This window comes from Actinomadura meyerae, assembly GCF_900188445.1.
Taxonomy (GTDB): Bacteria; Actinomycetota; Actinomycetes; order Streptosporangiales; family Streptosporangiaceae; genus Spirillospora; species Spirillospora meyerae.
In genome coordinates this window covers 21287-42541 of sequence record NZ_FZOR01000007.1, presented here as the reverse complement: position 1 = coordinate 42541, position 21255 = coordinate 21287, and the positions used below count along the sequence as shown (strand labels likewise).

Here is a 21255-nt window from a genome sequence, read left to right as displayed (position 1 = left end):
CCCGCCGGCCGGGGTCTCTCCGCCGGCGCTCGGCGCAGCCGCTCGTGGGGTGCTCGGCGCGGCGGCTCGTGCGGCGCTCAGCGCAGCGGCTTGTGGTGGGCCCCCGGAAGCGGGGGCGTGATCCCGGCGGCGTCGCGCAGGTCGTTGCGGACCTTCAGCGCCAGCGCCTTCGTCGCCGAGCGGTTGAGCGCGGCGCCCGCCGCGGCGCCGGTGAGGAAGGGGCCCAGGGTGCTCATGCTGCGGCCGAAGGTGCGCAGCATCCGCTTGCGCAGGGCCGACTTCGCGGCGGTGCCGAGGGCGCTGGTGAGCGACCCGGCCTCCAGGGGGTTGACGCCGCGCTGCCGGGCCCAGGAGGTGAGGAACGCCGCGCCGCGGGCGGTGCCGGTGCCCTGGACGCGCACGCCGTACACCTCGTGCAGTTCGGCGATCATCTTGACCTCGATGGCCGCGACGACGAGCGCCTCGGCGGCGAGCTGGGCGGGCGCCGTCAGCAGCAGCGGCGGGGCGGTGAACTGCACCGCCGCCAGCGCGCCGCCGGCCGCGCCCACGGCGGTCGTGCCGTTGCTGGCCACCTTGACGAGCCGGTCGGCGAGCTCCTCCCCCATCAGCCCGCGGTGGTGCGCCTGCAGGGTCTCCAGGTCGCGGATGGTGATGTGCGGCGCGACCTCGATGAGCAGGTCGCCGAGCCACTTGCCGCGCGCGGCGCCCGCGGCGCCCACCTTGCGGGCGCTCTGGCCGAGCAGTGCGGCCAGCCGCCCCAGCAGGCGGCCGCGGGTCTCGCGGTCCATGTCCTCGTCGGCGGTGAGCCGTCCGATCAGCTCACCGAGTTCCGTGGAGCCGTCGCCGCGCGCCGGCTCCACGTCGTCATGACGCCTCTCGATCTCTCCCGTCACCCGCGGCCACTCCCGGTCAGGCGGCGCACTCGCGGCAGATCGGCTGGCCGTTCTTCTCGGTGGCCAGCTGGCTGCGGTGGTGCACCAGGAAGCAGCGCGTGCAGGTGAACTCGTCGGCCTGCCGCGGAACCACCCGGAAGGTGAGCTCCTCGTTGGACAGGTCGGCGCCGGGCAGCTCGGCGACCTCACCGGCGTCCAGGTCCTCGTCGATGATGCTGGCGGCCTTGTCGGCCCGCCGGGCCTGGAGCTCCTGGAGGCTGTCCTCGCTGAGATCGTCGTCGGTCTTGCGTGGGCTGTCGTAGTCGGTCGCCATCTTCTATCTCCATCCCCCTCAGTGCTTTATGCGCCCCGTCGCGCGGATCTAACGCTCAAGGGGCCGTTCTTGTGCCCGATCCGGGCGGGAAATTCTGTCACGGTTGGTGACCTGCGACACACAAGGCGCGACCGTTCCCACGAGTGACACCGGTCACCCGGATCTTTCCTCGTACTGTGTCTTCCATCACATAACCGGCGTCTTCCATCACAAAACCGGCGGATGCCGACGTCCCGCTGCCGGGCCGGGGCACCTGCCGGAGTACCCGCGGCGGCGGGGATCATATCGGTCCCGGCGGCGTTGCGCGCGCCGACCGGCCCGCGCGGCGCGCGGCGCCGGAACGCGCTTCGCGGCGCGCCCGCGGCCCGTCCCGGGGGGCGTGCCGGAGGTCGCGGCGGGACGGTCCGGGGAAACGGCCTGACCCGGCCGCCGCGAGACCGAACCAGACTGATCGGTGAAACGTCTGAACTAACGCGATATCGTGCCCGCCTGAGGTTGGGGGCGGGCCCCCTGCGGAGGTTTCACCCCGGCGCCGCGGTTCGGGCGCCGGAACGGGGCCCGCGGTGGGTCCGGCGCACAATGTCGCGGACATCACTGCGGGTCAATGGAGGGTCAGATGCCGGATGCCGCTCCGCTGGAGCCGGGCGATCCTAGGGCACTCGGACAGTACGAGGTCATCGGACGGCTGGGCGCCGGGGGCCAGGGCGCCGTCTTCCTGGGCAAGGCGCCCGGTGGAGAGTACGTCGCGGTCAAGCTGCTGCACGCGCAGATGGCCAACGATCCGGCCGCGCGTGCCCGGTTCACCCGCGAGGTGAGTGCGGCGCAGAAGGTCGAGCCCTTCTGCACGGCCCGAGTGCTGGAGGCCGACGTCCAGGGCGACCAGCCCTACGTCGTCAGCGAGTTCATCGACGGGCCGTCGCTGCACGACGTGGTCGCGCACGACGGGCCGCGCGGCGCCGCCGAGCTGGAACGGCTCGCGATCGGCACGGCGACCGCGCTCGCGGCGATCCACGAAGCCGGGATCGTGCACCGCGACTTCAAGCCGAACAACGTCATGCTGGCGTCCGACGGCCCCCGCGTCGTCGACTTCGGCATCGCCCGGACGGTCAACTCCCAGGAGAGCGCCGTCACCGCGACGGGCATGGTGGTCGGCACGCCCGGCTACCTGGCGCCCGAGCAGCTGACCGGCGCGCCGCTCACCCCGGCGGTCGACATCTTCGCCTGGGGCGCGACCATGGTGTTCGCCGCCACCGGGCAGTCGCCGTTCGAGGCCGACACGCTGCCCGTCATCATCAACCGCATCCTCAACGAGGAACCGGACCTGTCGGCGCTGCCCGCGGGCCCGCTGCGGGACCTCATCGGCCGCTGCCTGTCCAAGGACGCGGGGCTGCGCCCGCCGGCCCCGCAGCTCCTGCTGAACCTGCTCGGCGCCGTCGGCGCGGCCCCCGCGGGGCAGGGCGCCGGGCAGGAGGACCTGCTCAACCAGGGCACCCGGATCGCCTCGCAGCTGCCCCCGCCGCCCCCGGTGCCGCCCGCGCCGCAGCACCGGCCGCAGCCGCAGATCACCCCGCCGCCGATGCCGATGCACCAGGGCGCGATGGGGGGCCCGGCCACGCCGCCGCCGCAGCCGATCACGCCGCCGCCGATGCCGATGTACCAGGGCGCGCCGCCGCAGCCCCCGCAGCAGCGGATGCAGGCGCCGATGCCGCCGGGGCCCGGGTACGGGCCGCCGCCGAAGCAGTCCTCGTCGGCCGGGCCGATCATCGCGATCGGATGCGGCGCGCTGGCGCTGATCGTGATCCTGGTGGTCGTGGTGCTGGCGATCATCGGGGCCAACAGCGACGACCCGGACCCGGACCCGTTCCCGACGTACCCGACGAGCACCTACACGCCGCCGGACGACGACGGCACCCCGACGCCGCGGGCGACGGGCGGACTGGTCGGCAACTTCACCGGCGACGGGCACCAGCCCGGCGCCGGCTCCGGGGCCGAAGAGTTCCAGGCCAAGTTCTCGCTGATCTACTCGACCGGCGTCGCGACCTACACCTACCCGTCCGGGACGCATGACAAGTGCTACACGCGCCTGTCCCTGCTGTCCGACGACGACGGCAAGGTCGAGTACCGGGAGACCCCGATGGCGGGCATGGACGAGAAGCAGTGCGCCGCCGGGTACGTCACGTTCATCCCGAACTCCAGCGGCACCACGCTGCGGTGGGAGTGGCGGCAGAGCCGCTACGCCTCCACCGCCAGCGCGTACGGGACCGTCTCGAAGTGAGCGCGCGCCCCGGCGGACCCCCCGAGGGCCCGCCGGGGCGTTCGCGTGTCAGCCCGGCGGGAGGCGGACGGTGACGATCAGCCCGCCGCCGGGGCGGGGCGCCGCGTAGACCGCGCCGCGGTGCGCGAGCACCACCGACCGGACGATCGACAGGCCGAGCCCCGCGCCCTTGGACGACTCGACGCGGTCGGCGTTCAGCCGCCGGAACGGCTCGAAGAGCCGCTCCACCTCGTAGGCGGGCACCACGGGCCCGGTGTTCTCCACCTGGACGGTGGCGTAGCCGTCGAGCATGCCGGTGCGGATCCACAGCTCGCCGCCCTCGGCCTCGTTGTGCTTGATCGCGTTCTCGACGAGGTTCGACACCAGGTGCTCCAGCAGCACCGGGTCGCCGAGCGCCGTCCCCCGCGTCAGCTCCGGGTGGACCGCCACGTCGTTGTCGTGGTCGCGGCGGGCCGACTGCTCCAGCACGGCCGCCGCCACCTCGGCCATGTCGACCGGGGTCCGCGCGGTCAGCTCCCGCTCGCTGCGGGCGAGCAGCAGCAGCCCCTCGATGAGCCGCTCGTGCCGGGCGTTGGTGGCCAGCAGCGTCCGGCCGACGGTGCGCAGGTCCTCCGACGCCTCGGGGTCGCCGAGCGCCACCTCCAGCAGCGTCCGGTTGATCGCGAGCGGGGTGCGCAGCTCGTGCGAGGCGTTCGCGACGAACCGGCGCTGGGAGTCGAACGCCTGGCCGAGCCGCTCCAGCATCGCGTCGAACGTGTCGGCCAGCTCCTTGATCTCGTCCTCCGGGCCCTCCAGCGCGATCCGCTCGTGCAGCGTGCTCTCCGACAGCCGGCGCGCGGTCGTGGTGACGCGCTGCAGCGGGCTGAGCGCCCGGTCGGCGACGAACCAGCCGAGCACCAGGGTGATCACGCCGACCCCGCCGAGCGCGAGCAGCGACCGGCCGACCAGCTGCTTCATCGTCTGCTCGACGAACTGGCGCTGCAGCTCGGCGGCCGCGGCGTCGGTGAGGCCGTAGCCGATCACCTTGACGTTGCTGAGGATGTTGGCCATCAGGAACGACATGACGAACAGCAGCAGCGCGCCGGCCATGAAGAACAGCAGCCCGTACAGCAGGGTGAGGCGCAGCCGCACGCTCATCCGGTTCGGCAGCGCGGTCATCGGGGAGCCGTCCGCGCGCCACATGCCCTTCGCGGCCGGGGGCGGCGGCGGGACCTGCTGCGGGCCGGGGCGCCGCCACCGGCCGCGCCGCCCGCCCTCGCCGCCGGGCGCACCGCCCGGCCCGCCGGGAGGGACGGCGGTCGGCTGGGTGGCCTGCGCGCCGGTGTCCTGCGCGGCCTCGTCCTGCGCGGCCCTGTCTCTCGCGGCCCTGTCCTGCGCGGTCCTGTCCTGCGCGGTCCTGTCCTGCGCGGCGTTGGGGCGCGTGTCGCCGGCGCCGGAGGACGCCGCGGTCGCTCCGGACTCGGACGGGCCGGGACGCGGTCCGGTCACAGCCGGTACCCCACGCCGGGCACGGTCTCGATCACCGGCGGGTCGCCGAGCTTCTTGCGCAGCGTCATCATCGTGACCCGGACGACGTTGGTGAAGGGGTCGATGTGCTCGTCCCACGCCTTCTCCAGCAGCTGCTCGGAGCTGACGACGGCGCCGTCCGCGCTGAGCAGCACCTCCAGGACGGCGAACTCCTTGCGGGTCAGCTCGACCGGGCGGCCGTCGCGGGAGACCTCGCGGCGGGCCGGGTCGAGGGTGATCCCGGCGCGCTCCAGCACGGGCGGCAGCGGCGCCGCGGCGCGCCGGCCGAGCGCCCGCACCCGGGCGATCAGCTCGGCGAACGCGAACGGCTTGGCCAGGTAGTCGTCGGCGCCGATGGACAGGCCCTCGACCCGGTCGTCCAGCTCGCCCGCCGCGGTCAGCATGATGATCCGCGCCGGGTAGCGCTGCGCGACGAGCTGCTTGCAGACGTCGTCGCCGTGGACCTTGGGCAGGTCGCGGTCGAGCACGATCACGTCGTACTCGTTGATTCCGGCCCGCTCCAGCGCGCCCGCGCCGTCGTAGGCCACGTCCACGGCCAGCGTCTGCCTGCGCAGGCCGGTGGCGATCGCGTCGGCGAGCACCCGCTCGTCCTCGACGACTAGAACTCGCACAGGTCCCCCTCCTGGCCGGGCGCGGGCCCGGCCTCCGGCTCCCAGATATGCCACGGACGCCGTAAGACGCTCGTAAACGGGCGTTCAACTCGGCGTATGCCGGCCGGCGGCCGAACCGGCGCAAGACTCCGCGAAAATTGCATCCGCGAACAGGTTTGTTCTCAGCTTAGGTCTGGGTAGGGCATGGAAACGATCCGGGAGGAGGCCCATGGGCGAGTTCTCACGCATGATCCAGCAGCGGCTCGATGACGCGTACGCGTCGCTGCGCACCGCCCACGCAGAGGGCGACACCTACCTGGCGGACATCCGTCAGGAGGAGATCAGCGAACTGCGCCGGATCGCAGCGAACAACGACATCGGCGTCGAGGCACCCCGCTGCGATTGACCCGCCGCACGCCAGGCGGCGCGACCCCGTAGTCGAGAAGCCCGGGACCCGGCCGTCCCGGGCTTCTCGCCGCCCTGTCCTCCGCTCGGCGTCTCCCCCCGGCCCGCCCCGTCCGGCGGCTCAGTCGCGCGTGGGGTCGAGCGGCTTCAGGAGGGCGTGCAGGTCCTCAAACGTGCCCGGCCCGGCCGCCACGGTCAGCTCCGGGCCCGCGGGCGCCCCGTCCAGCCCCTCGACGCGCCCGCCCGCCTCCTGGACGATCAGCGCCCCGGCGGCGATGTCCCACGCCTGGACGCCGCGCTCGTAGTACGCGTCGACCCGTCCCGCCGCGAGCGAGCACAGGTCGACGCAGCAGGAGCCCCCGCGCCGGATGTCGCGGACGTTCGGCAGCACCCCGGTGAGGACCTGCGCCTGCCGGGCCCGCCGCCCGGCGTCGTAGCCGAAGCCCGTCGCGACCAGCGCCCGCGCGAGGGGTACCCGCTCGTTGACGCGCAGCTCGCGCGTCCCGGCCGCGGTGTGCAGGAAGGCGCCGCCGCCGCGCACCGCCGTGTACGACTCGCCGCGGCGCGGCATCTCCACCGCACCGGCGACGGCCTCGCCGTCCACCTCGGCGGCGATGCTGACCGCCCAGTCGGGCAGGTCGTAGAGGTAGTTCACGGTGCCGTCGATCGGGTCGACCACCCACCGGACGCCGCTGCCCCCGGCGCGGGTGCCGCCCTCCTCGCCGAGGAACGCGTCGTCGGGGCGGCCCGCCCGGATCCGGTCGATGATCAGCTGCTCGGCGGCGCGGTCCATCTGGGTGACGACGTCGGTCGGGGACGACTTGGTCTGCACGACGTCGGGGCCGTCCGCGGGCCGCTTGTCGACCAGCATCCGGCCGGCCTCGCGCGCGGTCGCGGCGGCAAGCTCCAGCAGCTCGTCGGCAAGGCTCACGGGGTCTCTCCCAGAAGGTGGCGGGGCAGGGCGGCGAAGCGCGGGTCGGTGCCCGGGGTGGCGGCGCGCGCGAACGCCAGCCCGAGTTCGGCGGCCCGGTCGGCGGCCTCCACGTCGAGGTCGTACTTGACCTCCATGTGGTCGGAGACGAACCCGACGGGGACGACCGCGACGGCGCGGACGCCCTCGCCGTGCAGCTTCTCCAGGTGGTCGGTGATCTGCGGCTCCAGCCACGGCTGGGTGGGCGGGCCGCTCCGGCTCTGGTAGACGAGGTCCCAGGGGGCGCCCGGCGCCGCCCTGTCGGCGACCGTCCGCGAGACCCGCTCCAGTTCGGCGACGTAGTGCTCGCGGTTGGGCTGGGACAGGGGGACGCTGTGCGCGGTGAAGACCAGGCGGGCGCCGTCGGGGAGGCCGCTCAGGGCCTCCTTGGCCGCGTCCACGAAGGGGTCGACGAAGCCCGGCCTGTCGCAGTAGACGGGGAGCTTGTCGATCTCAGGGGCGTCCGGGACCTCTTCACGCGCGCGCGCGATGTCGTTGAGGTACTGGTCGTTCGTCGAGTAGCCGCTGTAGGCGGAGGTGACGAACGCGGCGGCGCGCCGGATCCCGTCCGCCTTCATCTGCCGGACGGTGTCGGCGAGGTAGGGGGTCCAGTTCCGGTTGCCCCAGTAGACGGGCAGGTCCACGCCGTTGGCCGCGAAGTCGGCCTCGATGGCGGCCTTGAGCTCGCGGCACAGCCGGTTGATCGGGCTGACCCCGCCGAACAGGTGGTAGTGCTCCCCCACCTCTTCCAGGCGCTCGCGCGGGATGTTGCGGCCGCGGGTCACGTTCTCCAGGAACGGGATCACGTCCTCGGGACCCTCGGGGCCGCCGAAGGACAGCAGAAGCAGCGCGTCGTACGAGGTCATGTCCTCCATCCAACCAGCCGCGCCGGGGTGCCGGACGTGGGGTCAGTCATACCTGGCCGCGTACGCCTTGGCGAGGTTCAGGACCTTCTGCACGTACCAGTCGGCGTGGTTGTAGTGCCACACCGCGCGGTAGAGCTGCTTGCCGCCGCGCCCCGCGCCATTGGCGCACAGGTACTTGGCCGCGCCGGGGATGGCGTCGAACGGGTTCATGATGTCGGCCTTGCCGTCGCCGTCGCCGTCCACTCCGTACGCCTTCCACGTCGCCGGCATGAACTGCATCGGGCCGAGCGCGCCCGCGCTGGACCGGCCGGCGTTGCGGCCGTGGTCGCTCTCCACCTGGCCGATCGCGGCGAGCACCGTCCAGGACAGCCCCGGGCAGGTGGTGGCCGCCTGCTTGTAGAGGTCCAGGTAGCTGGACGAGCGGCCCTCTCCGCCGGACGACTGGTACTTGCTCTCGTGCAGGTTGACCACGTCCGTGCCGGAGCCGAGGATCCTGGTGACGGCCCTGACGACCTTGGCCGGGTCCACCCCGGGCGCGTTGACGAGGACCGCCACGTTCGGGACGAGCCCCATCTCGCCGCCGGCCTTCTTGCCGACCAGCAGGTCGATGCCGGGCAGCCCGAGCGGGCCGGAGCCGCCCATGGTGAGGTTCGGCATCGTCCGCCCCACCACCGGGTACTGGTAGCCCCTGGTCAGCTGGAGCTGCTCCGCGGCGGCCGGCGACACCACGAACTTGCCGCCGGCGAGGGCCTCCCACAGCTCGGTCTTCTTGGCCGTGGCGGGCGGCGTCCACGACCGGAACGAGGACGGGTCCACGGCGAACGCGTTCACCTGGCGGCCCTGGAGCTGCACGGCGCCGCCCGCGACGGCCGTCACGTCCTTCACGCGGCTCAGCTCGGCGATCCGCTTGATCTTGGCGGCGGGGATCGAGCCGCCGCCCACCGCGAGGACGTCCGGCGGCACGATCCGGCGCAGCGGGGCGACCTGGCCGCCGGTGGCCACGTTGACCGGGTCGCCGGTGGGGCCGGGCGCGGCGCTCGGGGGACCCTCCTGCGGCGTGCCCGCGGCGGTGGGCTCCGCCTCGTCCGTGGTCAGCGCCGCGTAGACGCCGCCGGACGTGCTGGCGATGGCGAGCACGGCGATCCCGCCGATGAGGAACGGCAGCGACCGGCGGGCCCGCCGCGGCCGGGCGCCGCCGCGCGGATCGCGGCGCTTCTTCTCCGGACGGGGGCGCGCCGCGGCCGGCCGGGGGCCCGGCGGGCGGGCGGCGGGCGCCTCACCATCGCCACCCCCGTCGCCGGACGGCCCCGGGACGGCGCCGGTGCGTGATGCTGGTGGAGAAGCCACAACATGTCCCAACGAGTCTGGCTACGGACGGTTAGCCCGCTGTTGGTTACCGGATCGTACGTTATCGCCGGTTCCCCCATCCGGCCGGATCAAAAACATGAACTTTCCTCACGATCCTCGGCCGAGTAGAGTCGCCCCATGTCCCCCGAGAACCCCCGTAGATGGCAGAACTGGGCGGGAAACCAGCAGGCCACGCCGCGGCGCGCGGTGACGCCGCGGACCGCCGCCGACGTGGCCGACGCGGTGCGGTCGGCCGCGGACGACGGCCTCACCGTCCGCATGACCGGCACAGGTCACTCCTTCACCGGCGCGGCCGTCGCCGAGGGCGTCCTGCTGCGCCCCACGGCGCTCACCGCGGTCCGCTCGGTCGACACCGCCACCGGGCTCGTCACCGTCGAGGCGGGGCTGCCGCTGCACGCGCTCAACCGCCTCCTGGACGAGCACGGTCTCGCGCTGGCGAACATGGGCGACATCCAGGAGCAGACCGTCGCCGGCGCCCTCCAGACCGCCACGCACGGCACCGGCCGCGACGCCGCCGGGCTCGCCTCCCAGGTCGCCGCGCTCGAACTGGTCCTCGCCGACGGCTCCACCGTGACGTGCTCGCCCGACGAGCGCCCCGAGCTGTTCGACGCCGCCCGCGCGGGCCTCGGCGCCCTCGGCATCGTCACCGCCATCACCTGGCGGACCGTCCCGGCGTTCGTCCTGCGCGCGCAGGAGCAGCCGATGAAGTGGGACGAGGTCCTCTCGCGCGTGGACGAGTTCGACGCCGCCAACGAGCACTTCGAGTTCTACTGGTTCCCCCACACCGAGGGCTGCCTGACCAAGCGCAACAACCGCGTCGAGGGCCCGCCGAAGCCGGTGTCCAGGTTCCGGTACTGGCTCGACGACCAGTTCCTGTCGAACACGGTCTTCGGCGCCGTCAACCAGGTCACGCACCTGGCGCCCGCCACGACGCCGGTCGTGAACCGGGTCTCCGCGAAGGCGCTCGGTGCCCGCACCTACAGCGACACGTCCTACAAGGTCTTCACGAGCCCCCGCACGGTCCGCTTCAAGGAGCAGGAGTACGCGATCCCCCGCGAGGAGCTCGTCCCCGCGCTGCGCGAGCTCCGCGCGCTCTTCGCCAGGCGGGACTGGCGGATCAGCTTCCCCATCGAGGTCCGGCTGCTCCCCGAGGAGGACGCCTGGCTGTCGATGGCCCACGGGCGCCGGAGCGCGTTCATCGCCGTGCACGTCTACCACCGCGACGCGCACGAGGACTACTTCCGCGGCGTCGAGGAGCTGCTGACCTCGGTCGGCGGCCGCCCGCACTGGGGCAAGCTCCACACGCGCGACGCGTCCTACCTGGAGAAGGTCTACCCGCGGTTCGCCGACTTCCGCGCCCTGCGCGACGAGCTGGACCCGGACCGCCGCTTCGCCAACCCCTACACGCGTCAGGTCTTCGGGGACTGACGGGCGGCCCCGCCGTGCTCATTCGGCGGAGCCGCCATGCTCATTCGGCGGAGCCGCCATGCTCAGCTCATTCGGCGGGGGTCTGCGGTACCTCCGCGCCACCGCCGCCGTCCGGCCGGCCCTCGGTCGGCGCCGGCGTGTCCGGCGCCGTGGGGGCCGGGGTCTCCGGCCCGGTCGTGGTCGGCTCCTCGGTGGGCCGCTCCTCGGTCGGACCGTCGGTCGGCTCCGGCCCGGGAGTGCTCGGCCCTGTGGTGGGCGCGTCGCCCGTCGGCTCGCCGCTCGGCGCCTCCGTGCCCGGCTCGGTCGGCTGAACGGACGGCACCTCCGACGGCGTGCCGTCCGGCTGCCCGCCGTCCTCTCCGCCGCGCAGCACGTTGGTGACCGTGAGGCCCTTGTCGCTGCGGCCGATGGGCTTGCCGGTGGACGCCTCGACCACCGTGATCACGCCGATCACGGCGACGAACACCGCCGCCGAGGAGACCGCCAGCTTCACCCAGTGCGCCTTGGCCCACGCGACCGTGCTCTGCCATGCCGTGCGGCGCGCGACCTCGCGCACGGCGTCCTCGCCCGCCTCAGCGGCGAGCGACCCGGCGACCGCATGCGCGGGGTCCAGGCCCGCGGCGCCGAGGTCGAGGCGCGTGGCGTTGGGATCCGGGTGCGCGCCGCCGGCGTCCAGGCGCGTGGCGTTGGGATCGCCGCCCGGGTCGAACCGGGTGGCGTTCGGGTCACCGGTGACCGGGAGGTCGAGCCGCGTCGCGTTCGGGTCCCCGGACCACACCGCCGTCCGGGTCGGGTCCGCGCTCGTGGCCTCGTCCGCCGCGCCCGCGGCCGCCGTCCGGCGCCGGACGGCCGACTGCAGGTGCGTCAGCTCCTTGATCTGCTCGCGCCCCTGGTCGAGGTAGTGCTTGCCGACGGCCGACCCGGCCGTGGAGATCACGCTCATCAGCGCCGCGCCGATGATCGTCCCGTACACGCCGAGGTAGGACGCCCCGAAGGCGGCGACCGCCGTCGCCACCGCGCTCGCGATCAGCTGCGTCGTGCTGAGATCCGGCAGCTTCCGCGGCATGCTCGCACTCACTCCTGTCCGTCACCCTGAATCCCCCAGAATCCAACTATCCGGACGATCTACGTGTTCCTCCCCAATACGTGACGCTCGCAACGTCCGCCCCTGGAACCGGACCGTGCCGTGAGGCAGAGTGTGGAAAAGGATGCACAAGATTCAGGCATGGCGACCCCCCGCCCGCCGCGTCCCCGGCAAGCTTGGTCAGGTGCCCTCTTCGACCTCCTGAAGAGGGCTTCGAGAGCGGCGATGTTCGGACATGCCGGGTACGGTGCTGGCAGCAGGCGTGTCCGGGAAGAGAGACTCGGGTTTCCGGGGGAAAGGGCACGCATGCGCCCTCGGTGGGCATCGGGCGGCCGACCGTGACAGCGCGGTCGACCGGTCCGGGGTCCTCCGTGCCGTCAAGACAGGGCAGGAAGGACACGCATGCAGGAGCTGCGCCTCGTCGCGGTCAGCGAGGACGGTACGTACCTCGTCCTGGCCACCGCGGGCCGAGGCACCCGGTTCACCCTGCCCGTCGACGACCGGCTCCGCGCCGCGGTCCGTGGGCACTTCTCCCGCCTCGGCCAGTTCGAGATCGAAGTGGAGAGTCCCTTGCGCCCCAAGGAGATCCAGGCCCGCATCCGGTCCGGTGAGACCGCCGAGGAGATCGCCGAGTCGGCGGGGATCCCGGTCGAGCGCGTCCGCTGGTTCGAGGGACCGGTCCTGCAGGAACGCGAGTACATGGCCCAGCAGGCGCAGCGGGTCACCGTGCGCCGCCCGGGCGAGTCCACCCCCGGGCCGCCGCTCGGCGAGACCGTCGAGGAGCGGCTCGGCCGCGGCGGCGTCGATCTCGAAGAGGTCGAGTGGGACTCCTGGAAGTGCGAGGACGGCACCTGGCGCGTCCGGCTGTCCTTCTTCGAGGGCGGGCGCCCGCACGCCGCCGAGTGGACCTTCGACCCGCGCCGCCGGCACGTCTCGCCGCTGGACGACATCGCCGCGCGGCTCACCTCGATGGAGTGGGACGACGACGCCCTCTCCGACACCGTGACGCCGCTCGTCCCGCGCCGTCCGGCGATGAAGGTCGTCGGCGGCGACCGCGACGCCGCGCGCGGCCTGCCCGCCGAGCCCGAGCAGCCCGGCCCCGCCGGGCCGCTGCGCGCCGCCGAGCCCCGCGAGTACATCATCGAGCGCGGCCGCATGATCGACCCGCGGCCCGCCTTCCGCGAAGCGGCCGAGGCGCCCCTGCGCGAGGCCGGCGCGCCGTCCGCCGCACGTCCCGGCGAGCCGCCCCGGCGGCCCGAGGCGGGCCAGCGTCCCGCACCGCTGCCGGCCGCCGCCCCTCTGGAGGACGAGCCCGCCGCCGAGTCCGAGGCCGACGAGCCGCGTGCGAGCGAGACCGCACAGGCGACGGCGGCCCCCGCGACCGGCGAGGCCGCGTCCGGCTCTCCGGGCCCGTCCGGCGCGGTCGCCGAACCGGACGAGGAGCACGAGCCCGCCGATCAGGCCGCCGAAGCGCCGTCGGCGGACGACGCCGAGGCGTCGCGGCCGCACGAGGACGGGAGCGACACCGCCGAGGACGCCGCCGAGGAGTCCGCGCCCGCGGCCCCCGCCCCGGAGGCGGAGCCGGTCGCGGCCGTTGCGCGAACCGAGGACGACGCTCCGGAGCCCGTCCGCGAGACCGACGAGACCGAGGTGACCGGCGACGAGACTCGCGCGTCGGACGAGGCCGCGGAGGCGGGCGAACCGGAAGCGGCCCGCGAACCGGAGCAGGCGGCGGAGCCGGAGAAGGCGCCTGAGCCCGAGCCGGAGCCGCAGGTCGCCGCCGCCCAGGCGGCCGAGGCCCAGGCGGAGCGCCGCCCGGCGGAGCCCCTGGCGAAGGAGGCTCCGCCGAAGGAAGTCGCGGCGAAGGAGGCCCCCGAGCCGGAGGCGGCCGCGCCCGCGCGCGCCGAGCCCGCCCCGCCGAAGAAGCCCCCGGCGCCGCGGCAGCCGGCCCGGCCGCCGGCCAAGAAGAAGCCGGCGACCCGTCCCACCATGCCCGCCGCCCAGGACAAGCCCGCCACCGGCTCTCCCGCCGCCGCGGCCGACGGCGCGGCGGCGCAGCGGCCGGCGCGGCGGCGCAAGGCCAAGGGCAAGCGCGCGTCCGTCCCGTCCTGGGACGAGATCATGTTCGGGGCGCGCCGCCCGGAGTAGCCGGCCGCGCGGCGGGCGCGGCGGGCGCGGCGGGCGGCGCCGCCAGGAACGGGACGACCCAGTCGGGGGTGATCGCGGCGGCCAGCGCCACGGCGTCCGCCTCCCGCATGTCGGCCGAGGAGTAGCCGCCGTCGCCCGCGCCGACGGCGGCGAAGAGCGTGGCGAGGCCGAGGCGCCGCTGGAACAGGGTGCGGCGGACGCGCCAGCCGATGACGGCGCCGTGCTCGACGACGACCTGGCGCCGCCGCAGCGAGCCCGACCGGACGGTGAGGCGCTCCCCGTCCGTGGCGTGGCCGAGCTGGCGGTACCGGTCCAGCCCGAGGGGGACGGCGAGGACGGCCAGCACCGCGCCCAGGTACACGGCCCACGGCTGCCCGGCGAGCACGCCGAGCACCGCGAACCCCGCGGGGGGCGCGGCGGCGCGGACGACGCGGCGGCCCCGGGCGGCCGGGGGATGCGCGGCCAGCGGCCCCGGGACGGCGCCGACGACGCGGGCGGCGAGCGACTCGGCGACCGCGCGGGGCGCCGCCGGCAGCAGCCGCCCCCGGTGCGCGGCGTCGCCGAGACCGGTGATGAGGGCGCCGAGCCGCGTCACCCCGGCGAGCCGCTCGAACGGGTTGTCGGTCAGCTCCACGCCGCGCAGCCGGCGGCGCTCCAGGGAGACGCTGCGGCGGGTCGCGAGGCCGCGCTCGGCCACGATGGAGCCGTCCCGCTCGCGGACGGTGAAGTCCCAGTTGAAGAGGGTGAAGGCGAGCACCGACATGACCGGCATGGCGACCAGCGCGAGGATGGCCAGCGCGACCACGAGGGCGGTGGGCAGGCCGACCACGTCATGGCCGACGCTCTCGACCCGCTCCCGCGTGATGAGCCCGAGGTCGTCCCCGAGGTTGTAGAGGGTGCCGAGGAGGCTGCCCGCCAGCGCGAACGGGGTGAGCAGGTAGGCGCCGCTGAGCGGGGCGTACACGTACCAGCGGCGCCGCATCCGGCCCAGGACCCGGCTCGGCGGCACCTCGGCGTCCCGGGCCAGCAGGACGCGGCGGAGCCGCTCGGCCTCGTGGCGGGAGACGGCGTTGAGCTCGCCCTCGCCGCCGTCCGCCCCGGCGTCGATGTGCACGATCGCCAGGCCGAGCAGCCGGTGCGGGAGGTTCGCGCTGATGTCGACGCCGCGGATGCGGTCGCGCGGGATGCTCTTGACCGACCGCCCGATGAGCGTGCGGCGCAGCTCGATCCGGTCGTCGTGCAGGACGTAGGTGAACGTCAGCCAGTCGGCGACATGGAAGAGCAGGCCGAGCAGGAGCCCGACCAGCGTGAAGTAGAACGCCGTGGAAAGGCCGCCGACGAGCAGGCCCGTCGCGCCGGCGGCGAGGAGCGCGAGGAGCTCGCGGACGGCGCCGACGACGAACGTGAGGGGATGCAGCCGCGCGGTCACGTCGCGTCGTCGCGGAGGTCGTGCGCGCGGTGCGCGAGGTCCTCGGCGAGGCGGGTCGCCACGGCCACCGGCAGCCCCGACACCTCGGACGAGCCGGTGTGCGAGGCCGTGTTCACCTCGATGGTGGCGAGCCCCAGCAGCCGTTCGAGGAACCCCTGCTTGCTGTCGACGGTCTGGATGCGCCCGACCGGGACGAGCAGCCATTCGCGGCTGAACCAGCCTGTGCGGGTGTAGACGACGTCGGAGCTGACCTCCCAGCGGTGGACGCGGTAGCGCCAGACGGGCGCGACGGTCACCATCAGGAGCCCGGCGGCTCCGACGATGTAGGGCAGCCAGCCGGCGCGGCCGGACAGCCAGCCGGGCATCCCGTCCCAGCCGGAGTCGCCGGCCCAGGCGGCCACGCCGAGGGCGAGGCCGAACGCCAGCCCCCACAGCAGCAGCGACTCGATGGCCCAGTGCGCGATGGCGCGGGGCGAGACCCGGTGCTCGGGCGGCCGCAAGCGCGGCGGGTGCGGGCCCCCGCCGTCCGTGTGGTGACCGCGCCGCACCGTCGTCACACCGCCGAGTTTAGAACGCCGGAGGCGTCCTCCAGCCGGTCCGGCGGCCGCGGACCACCGAAACCGTCGGCACGATCCGGCCGTCTCCCGCGTTTTGTCGGTGGCGCGTGCGATGTTGGGGGCACATCTCGCGCAGGCGGCGGAACCAGGCCGTGGGCGGCGGAAAACCGAATGCGCACCATCCCGGACAACGCATAGTTTGGCTTGCTTCGCGGTCGGCGGGCAGGAACGTCCGGCAGACGAGTTCCAGGAGATCACATGACCTACGCGATCCGGGCAGAGGGCCTGGAGAAGCGGTTCGGCGAGACCCGGGCGCTCGACGGCGTCTCGCTCACCGCGCAGGCGGGGACGGTCCTCGGGGTGCTGGGGCCGAACGGCGCCGGCAAGACGACGATGACCCGCATCCTCGCCACGCTGATCGAGCCGACCGCCGGCACCGCCGAGGTCGGCGGCTTCGACGTCGTCCGGGACGCCCACAAGGTGCGCCAGCTCATCGGCCTGACCGGCCAGTACGCCGGGGTCGACGAGATGCTCACCGGCACCGAGAACCTGATCCTGATCGGGCGGCTGCTCGGCATCCCGCGCCGGGCGGCCCGCGCGCGGGCCGCCGAGCTGCTGGAGCGGTTCCAGCTCACCGAGGCCGCCGAGCGCGCGGCGAAGACGTACTCGGGCGGGATGCGCCGCCGCCTCGACCTGGCGGCGAGCCTCGTCGGCGATCCGCAGATCCTGTTCCTGGACGAGCCGACCACCGGCCTCGACCCGCGCAGCCGCAACGGCCTGTGGGACATCGTGCGCGGCCTCACCGACACGGGCGTCACCGTGCTGCTGACCACCCAGTACCTGGAGGAGGCCGACCAGCTGGCCGACGACATCGTCGTCGTCGACCGCGGCCAGGTCATCGCGCACGGCACCTCCGACACGCTGAAGTCGCAGGTCGGCGGCCAGGTCCTGGAGGTGCGCCCGGTCGAGGAGAGCGACGGCGGCACCGTCGCGGCGATCGTCGGGGAACTGGCCGAGACCGACCCGGAGGTGCGCGACGGCCTGATCAGCGCGCCGATCACCGACCCGCAGCTCATGCCCGCGGTGGTCCGCCGCCTCGACGACGCCGGCGTCGCCGTCGGCGAGCTGTCGCTGCGCAAGTCCAGCCTGGACGAGGTGTTCTTCGCCCTCACCGGCCACCACACCGACGACATCGACGCCGAGGCCGACCGGCTCGCGCAGTCGGCCGACAAGGAGAGTGCGTCCGCATGACCACCGCCTCGCTCGCGCCGCAGGAGCTGTCCAGGCGGGTCGCGCCCGGCACGGCGCTGCGCAACATCGCCACTCTGGCCTGGCGCAACCTGGTCCAGATCAAGCACAACCCGATGGAGCTGCTGGACCTGTCCATCCAGCCCATCATGTTCGTGCTGCTGTTCGCCTACGTGTTCGGCCCCGCGATGGCCGGCAGCGTCGAGGCGTACCTGCCGGTCGTGATCCCCGGCATCATCGCGCAGAACGCGCTCTTCGCCGGGATGAGCACCGGGTTCGGGCTGAACACCGACATCACCAAGGGGGTGTTCGACCGCTTCCGGAGCCTGCCGATCGCGCGCAGCGCCCCGCTCGTCGGGCGGATCATCGCCGACACCACCAAGCAGGCGTGGTCGATGCTGATCCTCCTGCTGGTCGGCTTCGCCATCGGCTTCCGGATCGAGACGAACGTGATCGCGCTGCTCGCCGCGTTCCTGCTGCTGCTGACGTTCGCGGTGCTGTTCTCCTGGACGTCGGTCTACATCGCGATGAAGGTGAACGAGCCGGAGAAGGTGCAGATCTTCGGGTTCGTGGTCATCTTCCCGCTGAGCTTCCTCAGCACCGCGTTCATCCCGAACACCGACGGCATCCCCGGCCCGGTGGCGTTCGTCATGGACAACAGCCCGGTGACGCAGCTCGTGCAGGCGATGCGCGGGCTGCTGGTCGGCGGGCCCGTCCTCGAGCACGCCCTGATCGCGCTGGCGTGGGGCGTCGCCATCTCCGTGGTCTTCGCGCCCCTGTCGCTCCGCGCGTTCAAGAAGCGCGCTTGACGGGCCCCCGCCGGGGCCGTCAGAGGGCGAAGTCGCGGACGACGTCCTGGAACGTGCGGGTCCGGCCGCGGTCGTAGGCGGCGGTGAACGCCTCCGCGCCGAGGTCGGCCCGGACGGCCGCCTCGGCGTCGAGGGCGTCCGCGAGGGAGAGGTCCCGCGTCCCGCGCAGGGCGTCGGCGGTGCCGAGCAGCTCTGCGGCGCGGACGGGGTCGCCCAGGAGTCGGGCGCGCTCGGCCTGGCCCGTCAGCACCTGGGAGACGATCGGGTAGTCCTGCGCCTGGACGGCCCAGCGCAACGCCTCGTCCAGGCGTGCGGCCGCCTCCTCCGTGGACCCGAGGGCCATGTCCAGCTGGCCGCGCGCACACAAGACCATGGCGCGGAAGTGCGGCATTCCGGGAAGGTCGTCGGTGAGCGCGTCGGCGTGCTCCAGGCGGCGCAGTGCCTCCTCCGTGTCGCCGGAGCGGCGGGCGATCTCCCCGAGCCGGTAGTGCAGCGCGGCCTCCTCCTCCGGCCCGCGGACGGCGCCCGGCTCGCGCACCGCGTCGTGGAGGAGCGCGACGGCCCGGTCCCGCTCCCCCATCAGGTCGAGCTCGTTCGCCAGCTTGATGCGGACGTGCTGGAGCCCGGCGGTGCCGCCGCCCAGCTCCGCGTCCAGCCGCAGCGCGTCCTCGTAGAGCGCGGCGGCGCCGGAGTGGTCCCCGCGCCGGCCGAGGATCTCCGCCTGCGCGGTGAGCGTGAACGACAGGCCCCAGCGGTCGCCGCACTCGCGGAACGCGGCGAGCGCCCGCGCGAAGTCGTCCTCGATCTCCCCGACCCGGCCGAAGTTCTGCGCGATCTGCCCGCGGACGAAGTACCCGACGCCCCGCACCCACGGGTCGGGGTCGTCCAGCAGGACGTCATTGCCCAGGCTGGGCGCGTCGTCCCAGCCGGCCACGTACATCTGGGCCGTCTCCAGCATCAGGCGCAGCACGGGATGCAGGGACGCGCGGTCGAGCCCGTCGCAGATGCTCCGGGCGCGTGCGATCCAGCCCGAGGCCCGTTCGCCGCCGCCCGGCTCGTCCAGCGACACCAGGGCGCCCAGCGCGAGGGCCCGCGCGGTGGTCCGGTCCTCCGGGACGCCCGGCAGGGCCAGGATCTCCTCCAGGTCGGCGGCGGCGTCGCCGAGCCGGCCGTGCAGGAACCGGTACCAACCGAGCGCCGCGCAGAGCCGCATGGCGAGCGGCGCGTCCCCGCTGCCGATCGCCCACCGCAGCGCGGCGGAGGCGTTGCCGGACTCGGCGGTGAGGCGGCGCAGCCACGGCAGCTGCTCGGCGCGGTACAGGTGCGGCTCGGCCTCCTCGGCGAGCGCGGTGAAGTACTCGGCGTGCGCGCGCCTGACCGCGTCCTCCTCGCCGGACTCGGCGAGGCGCTCCAGGCCGTAGGCGCGGATCGTCTCCAGCATCCGGTACCGGGGCTCGGGCCCGGCGACGGCCAGCAGCGACTTGTCGACCAGCGCGGTGAGGACGTCGAGGACGTCGCCGCGCTCCAGGCCGGGGCCCGCGCACACCGCCTCCGCGCTCGCCACGGTCGCGCCGCCGGGGAAGACGGCCAGGCGCCGCCACAGCGTCCGCTCGGGCCCGTCCAGCAGGTCCCAGCTCCACTCGACGACGCCGCGGAGCGTCCGGTGCCGCGGCATGGCGGTGCGGCTGCCGGCGGCGAGCAGCCGGAACCGGTCGTCCAGCCGGTCGGCGACCTTCTCGGGCGTCATCGCGCGCAGCCGCGCGGCGGCCAGCTCGATCGCCAGCGGCATCCCGTCCAGGGCCCGGCAGATCCGCACGACGGGCGCGGCGGTGGCGGCGGTGACCGCGAAGCCCGGCGAGACGGCGGCGGCGCGGTCGGCGAACAGCCGGACAGCAGGGGACGCGGCGGCCTCCTCCGGACCGGCGTCCGGCGGTGGCGGCGCCAGCGGCTCGACCGGCCAGAGCGTCTCGCCGGTGATGCCGAGCGGCTCCCGGCTCGTCGCGAGGATCCGGACGCCGGGGCAGCGCTCCAGGAGGGTCCCGGCGAGCCGCGCGGCGGCGTCCAGCACGTGCTCGCAGTTGTCCAGGACGAGCAGGAGGCGCCGCTCCGCCAGCGCGGCGACGAGCCGGCCGACCGGGTCCTGGGCCGGCGCGGGCGCGCCGATCGGCGCCATCTCGCGGAGCCCGAGCGCGGTGCCGACGGCGGCCGGGACCTCGGCCGGGTCCGTCACCGCGGCCAGCGCGGCGAGCCGGACGCCGCCCGGCGCGTGCCCGGCGGCCCGCTCGGCGGCCTCCAGCGCGAGGCGGGTCTTGCCGGACCCGCCGGGCCCGGTCAGCGTGACGAGCCGCGCCCGCGCCAGCATGCCGTCCACCCGGGCGAGGTCGGCGGTGCGGCCGATGAAGCTCGTCAGCCGGGCGGGCAGCCCGCCCTCGTCGGCGGCGGGCGGCGGCCCGGCGGGCGCGGGCGGCGGGGCCGCGGCCGCCTCCGGGAGCAGGGACGGGTCCTGCCTGAGCACCGCGAGGTGGACGGCCTCCAGCTCGGGGGACGGATCGACGCCGAGCTCCTCCTGGAGGGCGCGCCTGGCCTCCTCGTAACGGGCCAGCGCGTCGGCCTGGCGCCCGGAGGCGTAGAGGGCGCGCATCAGCAGGGCGGTCACCGGCTCGCGGAGCGGGTCGTCCGCCGCCAGCGCCTGGAGTTCCGGGATCGCCTCGGCGTGGCGGCCGAGGGCGAGGTCGGCGTCCAGCCGCTCTTCCAGCGCGGCGCGGCGCAGCGCGTCCAGGCGGGCGGCGGGCGCGTCCGCGAACCGGAGCCCGGCGGCGTCCGCGAGCGCCGGGCCGCGCCACAGGGCCAGCGCCGCGCGGAGCCCGGCCGAGCGGTCGGCCGCGCCGGCGGCGCCGCGCGCGGCCCGCACCCGCGCCTCGAACTCGTACGCGTCGACGGCATCGGGCGGCACGGCGAGCCGGTACGCGCCGGGCGGCGACTCGACCGCGTCCCGGCCGATCGCGGCGCGCAGCCGCGACACCAGGGACTGGAGCGCGTTCGGCGCGCCGGCCGGCACCGCGTCCTCCCACAGCGCGTCGATGAGCCGCTCGGTCGGGACGGCCGCGCCGGGCTCGGTCGCGAGCAGCGTCAGCAGCGCGCGCAGCCGGGCGCCCCCGACCGGCACCGGCGCGCCGCCGTCCGCCAGCACCCGCAGCGGCCCCAGGATCCCGATTCGCACCCGGTGATTCTCCCGCAGGCCGGTCCTCCCGCAGGCCGGTCCTCCCGCAGGCCGGTCCTGCCGCAGGACGCCGGACGCCCCGGCCGGTCGCGGGGACCGCCGGGGCGTCCGGGGCACTACGGGGC

17 protein-coding genes are annotated in these 21255 nt (G+C 74.8%); 6 read left to right on the top strand and 11 right to left on the bottom strand.

Annotated elements, in window-relative coordinates; translation table 11 throughout:
* Nucleotides 1-77: 77 nt before the first annotated feature.
* Together CHF16_RS09820 and CHF16_RS09815 are read right to left on the bottom strand one after the other, a co-directional pair.
* The gene (locus tag CHF16_RS09820; protein WP_245868324.1) at nt 78-893 is read right to left on the bottom strand and encodes a hypothetical protein; all 816 of its coding nucleotides are present in this window, start codon (nt 891-893) and stop codon (nt 78-80) included.
* Between the two features lie 16 nt (nt 894-909).
* Entirely contained in the window at nt 910-1206 is a 297-nt protein-coding gene (locus CHF16_RS09815; RefSeq protein WP_067893074.1) for a DUF4193 domain-containing protein, read from the bottom strand.
* Nucleotides 1207-1822: 616 nt separating this feature from the next.
* On the opposite strand from CHF16_RS09815, the gene CHF16_RS09810 reads away from it, so the two are divergent.
* Complete coding sequence (locus tag CHF16_RS09810) at nt 1823-3481, top strand: serine/threonine-protein kinase (protein ID WP_089325640.1); 1659 nt, start codon at nt 1823-1825, stop codon at nt 3479-3481.
* 48 nt (nt 3482-3529) lie between these two features.
* On the opposite strand, the gene CHF16_RS09805 is transcribed toward CHF16_RS09810, so the two are convergent.
* Together CHF16_RS09805 and CHF16_RS09800 are read right to left on the bottom strand one after the other, a co-directional pair.
* Nucleotides 3530-4969 (bottom strand): sensor histidine kinase, encoded by a 1440-nt coding sequence (locus CHF16_RS09805; protein WP_245868323.1) that lies wholly within the window; start codon nt 4967-4969, stop codon nt 3530-3532.
* Entirely contained in the window at nt 4966-5619 is a 654-nt protein-coding gene (locus CHF16_RS09800; RefSeq protein ID WP_089325639.1) for a response regulator transcription factor, read from the bottom strand. The genes CHF16_RS09805 and CHF16_RS09800 overlap by 4 nt, the downstream gene beginning before the upstream one ends.
* Before the next feature lie 208 nt (nt 5620-5827).
* Here CHF16_RS09800 and CHF16_RS40175 point away from each other — a divergent pair, with 208 nt between their 5' ends.
* Entirely contained in the window at nt 5828-6004 is a 177-nt protein-coding gene (locus CHF16_RS40175) for a hypothetical protein (protein ID WP_179271458.1), read from the top strand.
* A gap of 120 nt (nt 6005-6124) precedes the next feature.
* Here the strand turns inward: CHF16_RS40175 and CHF16_RS09795 are convergent, their stop codons facing one another.
* The 3 genes from CHF16_RS09795 to CHF16_RS41825 are packed head-to-tail and all read right to left on the bottom strand — an operon-like array spanning nt 6125 to nt 9186.
* Complete coding sequence (locus tag CHF16_RS09795) at nt 6125-6934, bottom strand: inositol monophosphatase family protein (RefSeq protein ID WP_089325638.1); 810 nt, start codon at nt 6932-6934, stop codon at nt 6125-6127.
* The gene (locus CHF16_RS09790) at nt 6931-7839 is read right to left on the bottom strand and encodes a ferrochelatase (protein WP_089325637.1); all 909 of its coding nucleotides are present in this window, start codon (nt 7837-7839) and stop codon (nt 6931-6933) included. Before CHF16_RS09790 ends, CHF16_RS09795 begins: the two co-directional genes overlap by 4 nt.
* Before the next feature lie 42 nt (nt 7840-7881).
* Nucleotides 7882-9186, bottom strand: a complete 1305-nt coding sequence (locus CHF16_RS41825; protein WP_089325636.1) for a lytic transglycosylase domain-containing protein — start codon at nt 9184-9186, stop codon at nt 7882-7884.
* Between the two features lie 138 nt (nt 9187-9324).
* Here CHF16_RS41825 and CHF16_RS09780 point away from each other — a divergent pair, with 138 nt between their 5' ends.
* Nucleotides 9325-10635 (top strand): D-arabinono-1,4-lactone oxidase, encoded by a 1311-nt coding sequence (locus CHF16_RS09780; RefSeq protein WP_089325635.1) that lies wholly within the window; start codon nt 9325-9327, stop codon nt 10633-10635.
* A gap of 67 nt (nt 10636-10702) precedes the next feature.
* Here the strand turns inward: CHF16_RS09780 and CHF16_RS09775 are convergent, their stop codons facing one another.
* Nucleotides 10703-11701 (bottom strand): hypothetical protein, encoded by a 999-nt coding sequence (locus tag CHF16_RS09775; protein ID WP_089325634.1) that lies wholly within the window; start codon nt 11699-11701, stop codon nt 10703-10705.
* Nucleotides 11702-12121: 420 nt separating this feature from the next.
* On the opposite strand from CHF16_RS09775, the gene sepH reads away from it, so the two are divergent.
* Nucleotides 12122-13867, top strand: coding sequence for a septation protein SepH (gene sepH / locus CHF16_RS09770; RefSeq protein WP_089325633.1), 1746 nt, complete (start codon nt 12122-12124; stop codon nt 13865-13867).
* On the opposite strand, the gene CHF16_RS09765 is transcribed toward sepH, so the two are convergent.
* Both CHF16_RS09765 and CHF16_RS09760 read right to left on the bottom strand, forming a co-directional pair.
* The gene (locus tag CHF16_RS09765; RefSeq protein ID WP_089325632.1) at nt 13839-15296 is read right to left on the bottom strand and encodes a PH domain-containing protein; all 1458 of its coding nucleotides are present in this window, start codon (nt 15294-15296) and stop codon (nt 13839-13841) included. The genes sepH and CHF16_RS09765 overlap by 29 nt on opposite strands.
* Nucleotides 15293-15853, bottom strand: coding sequence for a PH domain-containing protein (locus CHF16_RS09760; RefSeq protein WP_245868322.1), 561 nt, complete (start codon nt 15851-15853; stop codon nt 15293-15295). The genes CHF16_RS09765 and CHF16_RS09760 overlap by 4 nt, the downstream gene beginning before the upstream one ends.
* A 258-nt stretch (nt 15854-16111) precedes the next feature.
* Between CHF16_RS09760 and CHF16_RS09755 the strand changes: the two genes are divergently transcribed.
* A complete protein-coding gene (locus CHF16_RS09755; protein ID WP_089325631.1) occupies nt 16112-17104 on the top strand; it encodes an ATP-binding cassette domain-containing protein in 993 nt (330 codons plus the stop codon).
* The gene (locus CHF16_RS09750) at nt 17101-17910 is read left to right on the top strand and encodes an ABC transporter permease (protein ID WP_089325630.1); all 810 of its coding nucleotides are present in this window, start codon (nt 17101-17103) and stop codon (nt 17908-17910) included. The genes CHF16_RS09755 and CHF16_RS09750 overlap by 4 nt, the downstream gene beginning before the upstream one ends.
* Nucleotides 17911-17929: 19 nt before the next feature.
* On the opposite strand, the gene CHF16_RS09745 is transcribed toward CHF16_RS09750, so the two are convergent.
* Nucleotides 17930-21130 carry an ATP-binding protein gene (locus CHF16_RS09745; RefSeq protein ID WP_089325629.1) on the bottom strand — a complete coding sequence of 1067 codons (3201 nt, stop codon included), beginning with the start codon at nt 21128-21130 and terminating at the stop codon, nt 17930-17932.
* Nucleotides 21131-21255 lie beyond the last annotated feature (125 nt).